Source organism: Sorangium sp. So ce834 (genome assembly GCF_051521425.1).
In the GTDB taxonomy this organism is placed as follows: Bacteria; Myxococcota_A; Polyangia; order Polyangiales; family Polyangiaceae; genus Sorangium; species Sorangium cellulosum_D.
This window is the reverse complement of record NZ_CP150351.1, coordinates 5,654,482-5,665,887: the sequence shown is the minus strand read 5'-3', so window position 1 is coordinate 5,665,887 and position 11,406 is coordinate 5,654,482. Positions and strand designations below refer to the sequence as shown.

At 69.3% G+C, this 11,406-nt stretch carries 8 protein-coding genes; 7 read left to right on the top strand and 1 reads right to left on the bottom strand.

The features are described 5' to 3' along the window. The first annotated feature begins 59 nt into the window (after nt 1-59). Nucleotides 60-3,326: a UvrD-helicase domain-containing protein gene (locus tag WMF20_RS20395; protein ID WP_437616031.1), complete on the top strand. Its 3,267-nt coding sequence runs from the start codon at nt 60-62 to the stop codon at nt 3,324-3,326. A gap of 88 nt (nt 3,327-3,414) precedes the next feature. Here WMF20_RS20395 and WMF20_RS20390 read toward each other — a convergent pair whose 3' ends face one another. Then, nucleotides 3,415-5,034 (bottom strand): SEL1-like repeat protein, encoded by a 1,620-nt coding sequence (locus WMF20_RS20390; protein ID WP_437616029.1) that lies wholly within the window; start codon nt 5,032-5,034, stop codon nt 3,415-3,417. A gap of 73 nt (nt 5,035-5,107) precedes the next feature. Between WMF20_RS20390 and WMF20_RS20385 the strand changes: the two genes are divergently transcribed. The 6 genes from WMF20_RS20385 to WMF20_RS20360 all read left to right on the top strand — a co-directional run bounded on the left by WMF20_RS20385 (nt 5,108) and on the right by WMF20_RS20360 (nt 11,371). Next, nucleotides 5,108-5,410, top strand: a complete 303-nt coding sequence (locus WMF20_RS20385) for a hypothetical protein (RefSeq protein WP_237245510.1) — start codon at nt 5,108-5,110, stop codon at nt 5,408-5,410. A 105-nt stretch (nt 5,411-5,515) separates the two neighbouring features. Then, the gene (gene mgtE, locus WMF20_RS20380; RefSeq protein WP_437616027.1) at nt 5,516-6,949 is read left to right on the top strand and encodes a magnesium transporter; all 1,434 of its coding nucleotides are present in this window, start codon (nt 5,516-5,518) and stop codon (nt 6,947-6,949) included. Nucleotides 6,950-7,005: 56 nt separating this feature from the next. Further along, a complete protein-coding gene (locus WMF20_RS20375; protein WP_437616025.1) occupies nt 7,006-7,296 on the top strand; it encodes a SelT/SelW/SelH family protein in 291 nt (96 codons plus the stop codon). Between the two features lie 735 nt (nt 7,297-8,031). Then, on the top strand, nt 8,032-8,751 hold the full coding sequence (folE, locus tag WMF20_RS20370; RefSeq protein ID WP_437616023.1) for a GTP cyclohydrolase I: 720 nt from the start codon (nt 8,032-8,034) through the stop codon (nt 8,749-8,751). After that, entirely contained in the window at nt 8,748-9,326 is a 579-nt protein-coding gene (locus WMF20_RS20365) for a 6-carboxytetrahydropterin synthase (protein WP_437616021.1), read from the top strand. The genes folE and WMF20_RS20365 overlap by 4 nt, the downstream gene beginning before the upstream one ends. Continuing rightward, nucleotides 9,326-11,371 carry a dehydrogenase E1 component subunit alpha/beta gene (locus WMF20_RS20360; protein ID WP_437617148.1) on the top strand — a complete coding sequence of 682 codons (2,046 nt, stop codon included), beginning with the start codon at nt 9,326-9,328 and terminating at the stop codon, nt 11,369-11,371. Before WMF20_RS20365 ends, WMF20_RS20360 begins: the two co-directional genes overlap by 1 nt. Nucleotides 11,372-11,406 lie beyond the last annotated feature (35 nt).

Sequence of the window (11,406 nt, the reverse complement as noted above, 5' to 3'; positions counted from 1 at the left end):
GACAGCGCGAGGGAGTTCTCGATAGGGAACAACACCTCAATTACGGGTTACGGGTCACCATGCGTTTCTATGCCGACCTTCACGTGCATTCGAAATATTCGCGCGCCACGAGCAGCGATTGCGATCTCGCGCACCTGAGCTACTGGGCTCAGCGCAAGGGCATCGCGGTGATCGGCACGGGGGATTTCACCCATCCGGCGTGGATGGCCGAGCTCCGCGAGCGCCTCGTGCCCGCCGAGCCCGGCCTCTTCCGCCTGCGAGACGACCTGGGCCGCGCCGTGTCGGAGCGTCTCCCTGGCGCGTGCCGCGGGGAGACCCGCTTCATGCTCTCGGTGGAGATCTCGACCATCTACAAGAAGGGCGATCGGACGCGCAAAATCCATCATCTCCTCTATGCGCCCGACTTCGAGGCGGCGGACCGGATGGTCCGCGCGCTCTCGAAGATCGGCAACCTGACCGCCGACGGGCGGCCGATCCTGGGGCTCGATTCGCGCCACCTGCTCGAGATCGTGCTGGAGTCGGGCGATGGCTCCTACCTCGTGCCGGCGCACATCTGGACTCCCTGGTTCTCGGTGCTCGGCTCCAAGGCCGGCTTCGACGCGGTCGAGGAGTGCTACGGCGATCTCGCGCCGCACATCTTCGCGCTCGAGACCGGGCTCTCGTCCGATCCCGCGATGAACTGGCGCATCTCCGGGCTCGATCGCTACCGGCTCGTCTCCAGCTCGGACGCGCACTCGCCCGCGAAGCTCGGCCGCGAGGCCACGGCGTTCGACGCGCCGCTCGATTACTTCGCGATCCGGCGCGCCCTGGAGACCGGACAGGGCTTCGGCGGCACGGTGGAGTTCTTCCCGGAGGAGGGCAAATACCACCTCGACGGCCACCGGAAGTGCAATGTCGTGCTGTCGCCGGCGGAGACGCGGGCGCTCTCCCTCGCGTGCCCCGTGTGCGGGCACCCGGTCACCGTGGGCGTGCTGCACCGGGTCGAGGAGCTCGCCGACCGCGAGGAGGGGGTGCGCCCCGAGGGCGCGAGCGCGTTCCGCAACCTCGTGCCGCTGCCCGAGGTGCTGGCCGAGCTCCACGGCCTGGGCGCCTCCAGCAAGGTGGTGCAGCGGAGCTACGACCGGGTGCTGTCGCGCCTCGGCCCCGAGCTGTTCCTCCTCGGCGACGCCCCGCTCGACGAGATCGAGCGCGCCGGGACGCCGCTGCTCTCCGAGGCGATCGCGCGGATGCGCGAGGGGCGCGTGATCCGCGACGCCGGCTACGACGGCGAGTACGGCGTGATCCGGGTCTTCCAGCCGGAGGAGCTCACGCAGCGCCGCGGGGGCGGGCTCCTCTTCCAGCCCGAGCCCGCGGCGCCGGAGCCGCCGTCCGCGCCGGCGCGCGCCTCCGAGGCGTCGCGGCCGCCCCCGCGCCGCGGCCGGGCCCACGCCGAGCGCACGTCGGGACCCGCCGGCGAGGCGTCGCTCGGCGCGCCGCCCGGGGCGCCCCCGCCGGGCGGCGCGGCGCTGCTCGACGGGCTCGACCCGGAGCAGCGGGCCGCGGCGGAGCTCACCGAGGGCGCGGTGCTCCTCCTCGCGGGGCCGGGCACGGGCAAGACCCGCACGCTCACGCACCGGATCGCCCACCTCGTCCTGGATCTCGGCGTGCCGCCGGAGCAGTGCCTCGCGATCACCTTCACGCGCCGGGCCGCCGACGAGATGCGGGAGCGCCTCGGCGCGCTGCTCGGCGAGGCCGGCGGCCGCGTGCCGGCCATGACCTTCCACGCGCTCGGCCTCTCGCTGCTCCGCGAGCACGCGCAGGCCGCGAACGCCGCTCCGCCCGGCATCGCCGGCGAGCGCGAGCGGATGGCGCTGCTCGCCGCGGCGCTCAACGTCCCGGAGCGGCGGGCGGCCCGGCTGCTCGCCGACATCGCCGCGCTGAAGCGGCGCTACCCGCGCCACGCCGACGCGCCCCGGCCGCAGGAGGGCGCGCCGGCCGAAGGCGGCGAGATCGACCGCCACCTCGACCGCGCGTGGAAGGTGTACGAGGACGAGCTCGCCGCGCGCGGGCTCCTCGACCTGGACGATCTCATCGGCCATGCGGTCCTGCTCCTCGAGGCGCAAGGCGAAGCGCTCGCCGCGGCGCGAGCGCGGGCCCGGTACCTCTCCATCGACGAGTACCAGGACATCGACGAGCGCCAGTACCGGCTCGTGCGCGCGCTGGTCCCGCCCGGCGGGAACGTCTGCGCCATCGGCGATCCGGATCAGGCCATCTACGGCTTCCGCGGCGCGGACGTGGGCTTCTTCTTCCGCTTCCAGCAGGACTTCCCGGCGGCGCGGGTGGTGAGGCTGAAGCGGAATTACCGCTCGTCGCGCCCGATCGTCGAGGCGGCGCTCCAGGTGATCGCGCCCTCGCCGACGCTCGGCGCGCGGGAGCTCCTGCCGAGCGCGGGGGGCGTGGAGCTCGTGGCGGTCCACGAGTCGCCCACGGAGGCGGCCGAGGCCGAGCGCGTGGTCCACACCGTCGAGCGGATGCTCGGGGGGTCGACGTTCTTCTCGATGGATAGCGGGCGGGTGGACTCGCCTGCGGCGGGCGGCGAGTATTCCTTCTCGGATTTCGCGGTGCTCTACCGGACCGAGGCGCAATCGGAGCCGCTCCGGGAGGCGTTCGCCCGCTCGGGCATGCCGTTCCAGCGGCGGTCCGAGCGCCGCCTCGTCGAGCGCGCGGCCTCGGAGGCGCTCGCGCGGGCGCTGGCCGGCGCCCCGCCGGGGCCGCTCGCGGCGCGGCTCAAGGCGGCCGCGTCGCGCCTGCGGGAGGAGGTCGCGCAGCCGGCGGTGGACGGCGCTCCGCCCGCGGAGGGCGCGGCGCCCCTCGGCGAGGCCGACGTGGACGCGGCGCTGGAGCTGCTCTTGCCGCTCGCGGAGCGCTGCGGAGGGGATCTCGATCGCTTCTCGATCGAGCTCGCGGTGAGCACCGAGATCGACGCGTGGGATCCGCGGGCCGACCGCATCTCGTTCCTCACGCTGCACGCGGCCAAGGGGCTCGAGTTCCGGGTGGTCTTCCTGGTGGGGTGCGAGGACGGCCTGCTCCCGTTGCGGTTCCCTGGCAGGGAGGAGACGGATGTCGCCGAGGAGCGCCGGCTCTTCTATGTCGGCATGACGCGGGCGCGAGAGCGGCTGTTCCTCACCCGCGCGATGCAGCGCGCGCGGCACGGCAAGGTGGTCGAGACCGAGATCTCGCCGTTCGTGCGCGAGGTCGAGGAGCGGCTGCTCCTGCGGGCCGGTCCGTCGCCGGAGGCGCAGAAGAAGCCGCGCGCGGCGGCCGATCGCCAGATGAAGCTGTTCTAGGCGCGCGGTGAGCCCTGCGCTCCGGCGCGAGGGAGCACCCGCCGCGACGCCGTGAGCTCGCGGTTCGCCGGAGCGCCGCGGCCCTCGCCTACTTGCGCGCGCCGCCGAGCCGCTTCTGGCTCGCGCACGCCGCCTTGTCCTGGGTCCGCGAGCACTGCTCCGCGTAGAAGGTGCGCGCGCGCTCCTTGTCCTTCTTCTCCAGGAGCACGCCGAACGCGTCGCATGCCCTCTTCTCCCCCCACTGCGAGCACGCCCTCTCGTACAACGAGAACGCCCGCTCCGCGTCGGCCGTCACCCCGTCGCCGCGCTGCCAGATCTCCGCGGCCCGCAGGCAGCCGCCCGAGCCGCACACCTTCTCGTAGAGCGCGGCGGCGCGCGCCATGTCCTTCGGAATGCCGGTCCCCTTCTCGTACATCCCGGCGAGGCTCATGCACGCCTCGGCGCCGAAGCCCTTCTCCGGACAACCCTTCTCGAAGAACGAATAGGCCTTCGCGACGTCCCTCGGCACGCCGTCGCCCTCCGCGTAGACCGCGCCCGCGGCGTTGCACGCGCGCATGTCCCCCAGGCTGCAGCCGCGCCGGTACGCCGCGATCGCCTTCACGCCGTCCTTCGGCGCGCCCTGCCCCTTGCGGAGGATGTCCCCGAGGTCGACGCAGTCCTCGGCCTCGCCCCCCTCGCACGCGCGCTGGAGCACGGCCACGGCCACGGCCACGTCCTTCGCCGCGAGCTTCCCCTCGATGAGCATCTTGCCCAGCGCGCTGCAGCTCGGCCCGTACCCGAGATCGCAGCCGCGCCGGAGGAACGCGACCGCGCGCGTCGCATCCTTCGGGAGGGCCGCCTGCGGGCCCTCGCTCAGGTACCACTCGGCCGCGCTGAAGCACGCCCAGCCGTCGCCCATCTCGCACGCCTTGTCGGCGAACTCGCGCACCTTGGCCCGCCCCGCGGTGTCCGGCGGCACCTTGGCGCTCTGGATGTCGCGCAGCTGCAGCCGCGCCCGCGCGTAGCAGGCCTGCGAGACGCCGGCGCCGCACGCCTTCTCGAACAGCTCCGCCGCCCTCGCGTCGTCGCGCGGCAGGTCCTTGCCGCTCAGGTAGTGAGTCCCGAGGTGATAGCAGCTGCCGACGTCGCCCTTCCCGCACTGCGCCGCGCACGCCCTCGCGTCCGCGGGCTCGCACAGGTGCGCGGGCGCGCCCGCCGGCGGCGAGCACTTCGCCCCGCTCCGCACCGTCCCGACCGGGCACGAGCTCGACAGCTTCGGGAGCTCTTCCTCGGCCGGCTTCGCCGCCGGCTCGGCCGTCTCCGCCTTCTTCGCGTCCAGCGGGACGAGCTCCAGGCGAAGCGGCGCATGGCAGCGGTCCGTCGGGGCCTGCGCGTCGGGCTTCGCGGCCCGGCACGCCTCGAGCTCCCCTTCCCGGCTCGACGTGCCCCCCTGGCTCGACGCCGCCGCAGGCCCGACCGCCGCGAAGACCTGATCGACCGTCCGCGCCGCGCCGCGGCTGCCCGGCGCCATCGCGAAGGCCCCGAGGAGCGCCGCGCGCACGAAGTGCGTCGCGCCCTCGCAGCTGCCCGAGAGGTCCTGCGCCGAGGCCGAGGTCACCGTGGTCGCCATCCTCCCTGCGGGCACGAGCGCCACGTCGATCGCCGCCGTCTGGTTGCCTTCGATCGCGGTGCTGAGCGCCGGCGCGCCGAACGGAACGTTCGCCTGCATCTCCGCAGGATTTGTTAATTGAATTACATTATCGTTCCGGCTCACGCCCGCGTAGGAGTAGGTCCCTGGGAGCTTGCACTGCGCGAGGAGCTTCAACGTCGTGCAGTCGTACGAGACGACGGCGACGCCTTCTTTCATCGCGAGGCCGAGATCGGAGCGGCGGGTCGTGAGCCAGTCGACGATGAGCGGCTCGGTGTGGCCGATGGCCGGACACCCGCCGGTGTTCTCGCCGGCGCTGCTCGCGGGCAAGACGGTGGGCCGGGGCGGGTGCACGACCACCTCGGGGTCCAGGCCCGGTCCACAGGCCGTCGCTGCGAGCGAGAGCCCAACCACGCACATCTCGAAGGCGCGCTTCATCGGGCCGACAGAACCATGAGCCGTGGGGTCCGGTCAATATGGCGAGCGCGGCAGCGCGCCCGCACGCCGGCCGCGCGGTCCGTGCCGGGCTATGCTCGGCGCGCCGCCCGCGCCCGGAGCCTCCATGAGCACGTCCAGGTCCCAGGAGAGACTGCAAGAGAGCCAGAGCCTGGTAACTACCCTGCTCGACAAGCAACGCGTCATCGAGGCCCTGACCCACAAGCAGGAGAGCAAGAACAAAGAGCTGATCGAGTCGCTGGTCCACCGTCAAAATCTCGCCCTGCTGCAGCGGAAGCTCAGGGATCTGCACCCGGCGGACCTCGCTCACATCATCGAGGTGCTCCCCCAGCCGGACCGGCTTGTGGTCTGGGCTGAGCTCGAGCCCTACCACGCCGCACAGGTGCTGCTCGAGGCTTCGCCGTCGGTCCGCGACTCGCTCGTGGCGGAGACGGAGCGCGGCCGCCTGATCGCGCTCCTCGGCCAGCTCGACCCCGACGATCTCGCCTACATCAACGAGTCGATCGATCCGGAGATCGTGGCGGAGGTGTACCAGTCGCTGGACGCGCGCGAGCAGTCGCTGTTCCGGTCGACGATCGCGTACCCGGACGACTCGGTCGGCCACCTGATGAGCCCGGAGCTCGTCTGGGTGCGCGAAGGCTGGGATATCGCGGGCGCGCTCGAGGAGGTGCGCCGGCGGGCCGAGCTGCCGTCGCACACGGAGGCGCTGTTCGTGGTCGACGTGCGCAACGTGCTCCGCGGCACGCTCTCGCTCAAGGACCTGCTGCTCCGCCCGCCGAGCGCGCGCGTGAGCGCGGTCATGTCCACGGACGTGGTGAGCTTCACGCCGCGGGAGCGGGCCAGCGACGCGGCCAAGGCGTTCGAGCGGTACGACCTCATCGCCGCGCCGGTGGTGGACGAGCGCGGCAAGCTGATCGGCCGGCTGACCGTCGATGTGGTGATGGATTTCCTGCGGCGGCAGGCCCAGAGCGAGGCGCTGCGGCGCGCGGGCCTGGCGGGCGAGGAGGACTACTTCGCCCCCGCGTGGACGAGCGCGAGGAACCGCTGGCTCTGGCTGTTCGTCAACCTGCTCACCGCGTTCATGGCCTCGCGGGTCATCGGCCTCTTCGAGAGCACCATTCGGGATCTCGTGGCGCTGGCCGCGCTGATGCCGATCGTGGCGAGCGTCGGCGGCAACACCGGCAATCAGACGGTGGCGCTCGTCATCCGGGGCCTCGCGCTCGACCGGATCACGCGGGCGAACGTGCGCCATCTCCTGCAAAAGGAGCTCTTCGTGGGCCTGATGAACGGCGCGGTCTGGGGCACGCTGGTGGGGCTCGCCGCCATGGCCCTTTACGGCAGCGTCCCGCTCGGGCTGGTGATGGCTGCGGCCATCCTGCTCAACCTCGTGGTGGCGGCGATGGTCGGCTGCGCGGTGCCGATCGTGCTCCAGCGCCTGGGCCGCGATCCGGCGCAGGGATCGAGCGTCCTGCTCACGTTCACCACGGACAGCATGGGCTTCTTCATCTTCCTCGGGCTGGCGCGGGCGTTCCTCGTCTGAGCCAGCGCTCGGCCTGAGCCAGCGCTCGCGCCGTCCGATCGCGCTACGCTCGCGCCATGGACACCGCCCCCGCCCCGCAGCGCCCGCTCGTCGCGATCCGGTACTGCCCGAAGTGCCGCTGGCTGACGCGCGCCGCCTGGCTCGCTCAGGAGCTGCTCATCACGTTCCCCGACGAGATCGACGTGCTCCTGTCGCCGGGCGGGAGCGGCATCTTCGACGTCACGCTCGACGGGGATCTCCTCTTCTCGCGCGCCGCCGCCGAGCGCTTCCCCGAGCCCAAGGAGCTGAAGCAAGCGATCCGCGACCGGATCGCCCCGGGCCGCCCCCTCGGCCACTCCGACCGATAAGGAGGCGCTGCTCCGGCGCGCTCAGCCCGGCTGCACGCAATCGCCGATACCGAAACAAGCCACCCTCGTTGCTCAGTCCCCAGCTGCTACTCATTTGTTTACCTGGACGATTGCCAGGCGGCTTGCGTGCCCGCGGCGACAGCGGCGGCACTCCAGGCCAGAGAGCCGCGCGTCGGCAGCGCGCAGGCGCTTGGCGCCACGGTCGGGGCGGAGAAGGGTGAACACGAGCGCGCCGCGGTGCCCCTCGAGAGCCAGCGGTTCGACGAGCGCCTCTCGTGACGGGACCTGGTCCCTCCGGCAACGTCCCTGAGTACCTCCTCGTGCGCGGCAGCCTCCGATTGCAAAATCGGGCGTCGAAAAATCGCACAATTGCACGCGCCGAGTTGACACGATCAAAATGCTGATGTAATCGACGTAACCGCGGGGGGCAGTTCGGGTTTCCAGCGCGAGATTTGTGCACCCGAACATGCGTTTCGCGCCGCTCGCGCGCGGGCACCGGATACATAGGGGGCCTAGCCCGCGGCCGCAGCGGATCTGTGCGTCGGCACCGGGGCGGCGACGGCCTCGCCCGAGGCCGGGCACGAACGCAAGATGAGCGAGGTACGAGATGACGTCTGCGGGCCGGCCACGGTGCAAGCACCGCCCGTTGCCATGGCGCGGGCCTCGACCCCACGAGCGGCTACTGTGAGCCCATGATGCGAGCGTCCTATTCTCGACGACTGAGCTGATCCCGAGATGCTGGCACACGAGAGAATGCAAATGCGATACCATGAATTAGAAGTCGCGCCGCCCGGCCACGCCGACGGCATTTCCACGTACTTGGCCAAGAAGCGCAGCACGCACGGCGCTGACGCGAGCCTGACGGAACAGGAGCTGTCAGCGATCGTTGAGAGAGCGGCCATCTCGTTTGGTGAGTTCTTGACGGCGCTGGGGGTCGACTGGAAGAGCGACCCGAACTCCGCGGACACCCCGAAGAGAGTCGCCACCGCGTACGTCTTCGACCTCTGGAAGGGGCGTTACCAGCCCATGGCCCAGATTACTACATTCCCGGCGGACAATTATAGCGGGCACATCTTCGAAGGCGGGATCGCCCTCAATTCCATGTGCTCCCATCATCATCAGGCGATCGTCGGGCACGTCCATGTCGCCTATGTCCCGGGAGCGAATGGCCGTGTTCTCGGCTTATCGAAGCTCAATCGAATCGTGGAGCACTTCGGAAGGCGGGCGCTCATCCAGGAGCGGCTCACAGTGTCCATCCACAACGGCATCGATAAGGTGTGCGAGGGGAACGAGGGGGTCGCCGTCCTGGTCGACGCCGTGCACAACTGCGTTCGATGCAGAGGGGTGAGGCATCACGACAGCCGCATGAAAACCCACATGTTCTCGGGCCTGTTCAGCGACCCTGCTGGACCGGCGAGGGCCGAGTTCTACGAGCTCATTCGAGGGATCAAGTGACCGTACAGTATATCACCCGCAAGGGCTCGTTTGACTCCGCGCACCGGGTCATGGACGAGAGCTTCAAGTGCTTCAACATTCATGGCCATACGTACCTGTATGAGCTCACGTTCGCCTTCGATCAGGTGCAGCACATCGGGTACGCCATCGACTTCAAGGAGATCAAGCGGGTTGGAGCGACCTGGATCGACGAACTCCTCGATCATGCATCGATCCTCAACCCTCGGGATGCAGACTTCATCACCGCGGTCCATGCCACGCGGAGCAAGTTCTGGCTCATGAGCCTGAACGGCGGCGCTTACTGCAACCCGACCGTAGAGAACATCGCCAAGGAGATATTTCTGGCGATGGAGCTGCTCTTCCAGGCATGGGACCACCTGAAGATTCACCACGTCCGGCTGTACGAGACTCCCAACTGCTATACGGACTGCGGCGCCGACGCGATACACACCGATGAGCGAGGTATGTTTCTCGCGCAGAGGCGCGACGAGCTGACGCTCTTCGCCAAATCGATGGGCAAGATCGATTACGACAGCAGAAAGTCCAGAGCTTCGTCCAAGCAGATAGTCCCGTGATGAGCGTCGAAGATACCACGATGACCGCTGCCAGCCCGCTCTCGGACGTCGAACGGCGACTCTTCCGAAAATCGCTGCTGATACGAGAGACGGAGGAGGCGCTGCTGCGCTTGTACGCAGAGGGCGAGCTGCACGGAACCGTTCATACCTGCATAGGCCAGGAGCTGTCCGGTGCGATCGTGTGCGAGTTCCTCCAGCCAGAGGACTCGATCTTCTCGAACCACCGCTGCCATGGGCATTTCTTGTCGCGCGTCGGGGATGTGACGGGGCTCATCGCGGAGATCCTGGGGAAGGAGCTGGGTGTGTGTGGCGGCAGAGGGGGCAGCCAGCACCTGTGCAAGGACGGCTTCTTCTCGAACGGGATCCAGGGCGGGATAGTACCAGTAGCAGCCGGTCTAGCATTCGCGAGGAAGCTGCTCGATAGCGGCAGTATTTCCGTCGTGTTCATCGGCGACGGAACGCTCGGAGAGGGCGTGCTCTATGAGGTCTTGAACATCGCGTCCAAGTGGAGCCTGCCGCTGCTGATCGTGCTCGAAAACAACTTCTACGCGCAGTCCACGCATCACTCCGAGACGTTGGCGGGCGACATCTGCGAACGAGCGCGCGCCTTCGGGGTGCGATCTGTCAAAGCCGACACCTGGAACTGGCGCGGCTTGTTCGCGGCGGCGGAAGACCTGGCGGGATACACGAGACGCCAGTCGAGGCCGTCGCTGCTGCAGGTCGACACCTACCGGCTGAAGGCGCACTCGAAGGGCGATGACAACAGGGACATCCACGAGATCGAGCACTTCAGGAGCATCGACCCGATCAACGTCGCTCTGCGCGAGCGCGAGGCAGAGCTCGCGCCGGACCTGGCCGAGGTCCGCGAGACGGTCGAACAGGCGATAGCGGCCGCACGGTCAGCGCGCTATCCGTCGCCAACCAGCGCCGCGCGCGCGCCACGGGCGCCGTCCTTCTCGCCGGTACCCGCGAGCCGAGCGGCGCCGCTCCGAATGTCACGCGCGATCAACGATGCGTTCGTGGAGATCATGGAGCGGGACCCGAGGATCTTGTTCATCGGAGAAGACGTCAAGTCACCCTATGGCGGGGCGTTCAAGATCTCCGACGGCCTGTCGGATCGATTTCCGGGTCGCGTGTTCAACACCCCGATCTCCGAGAGCGCGATCGTCGGCATCGGCTGCGGGGTCGCGATGGCAGGATACCGCCCCTTCGTCGAGATCATGTTCGGCGACTTCCTCACGCTGGCGTTCGACCAGATCCTGAACCACGCCGCCAAGTTCAGGTACATGTACAACGAGCAAGTGAGGGTGCCCCTGGTCATCCGAACGCCCATGGGAGCAGGCAGAGGGTATGGCCCGACGCACAGCCAGACGCTGGAGAAGCATTTCATGGGTGTCCCCGGGCTCACGGTGCTGGCGATAAACAACCTGATCGATCCGAAGCTCGTCTATCGTGCGCTCGCCGAGCACCAGGGGGATCCGGTTCTGTTGATCGAGAACAAGGTCCTCTATACGAAGCACGTCCGGAGCGACGCGCCGGCCGGCTTCGAGCGAATGATGTCCGACGAGCCCTTCCCCGCGGTCGTGGTGGCGCCGCGGTCGACCCGCATCGATGTGACGATCTTCGGCTATGGCGGGCTGGGCGACGTACTGGTGGACGTCGCGGACAAGCTCTTCGAGGAGCACGACGTGGTGGCGCAAATCATATGTCCTGTTCAAGTGTTCCCGTTCAGTGTGCTCCCCTACGCCGAGCTGGTGTCGAGGAGCAAGCTGGCGGTCACCGTCGAGGAGGGGCAAGGGTTCGCGGGCTTCGGCGCGGAGGTGGTGGCGCAGCTCGCGGAGCTCAAGGGACCATCGCTGCCGAAGGTCGCGCGCATCGGCCCGCCTAGCGCGACGATTCCGGCGAGCAAGCCGCTCGAAGCGCAGATGTTCCCTGGAATAGACAGCATTGTCGAGCGAATCCTGGAGCTGTTGACGAGCAGCACGGGCACCGCGAGGAGTATGTCACGCTCCTCGTCGCCGGCAGAGGAGAGCTCCTGCCGCTGACGCGCCGTCCCGGCGCCGACGAGGGCGCCCCCAGA

Excerpts from the sequence above, each read along its gene's own strand:
- mgtE (WP_437616027.1), top strand. The coding sequence starts at position 5,516 with ATGAGCACGTCCAGGTCCCAGGAGAGACTGCAAGAGAGCCAGAGCCTG.
- WMF20_RS20360 (WP_437617148.1), top strand. The coding sequence starts at position 9,326 with ATGAGCGTCGAAGATACCACGATGACCGCTGCCAGCCCGCTCTCGGAC.
- folE (WP_437616023.1), top strand. The coding sequence starts at position 8,032 with ATGCTGGCACACGAGAGAATGCAAATGCGATACCATGAATTAGAAGTC.
- WMF20_RS20395 (WP_437616031.1), top strand. The coding sequence starts at position 60 with ATGCGTTTCTATGCCGACCTTCACGTGCATTCGAAATATTCGCGCGCC.
- WMF20_RS20390 (WP_437616029.1), bottom strand. The coding sequence starts at position 5,034 with ATGCAGGCGAACGTTCCGTTCGGCGCGCCGGCGCTCAGCACCGCGATC.
- WMF20_RS20375 (WP_437616025.1), top strand. The coding sequence starts at position 7,006 with ATGGACACCGCCCCCGCCCCGCAGCGCCCGCTCGTCGCGATCCGGTAC.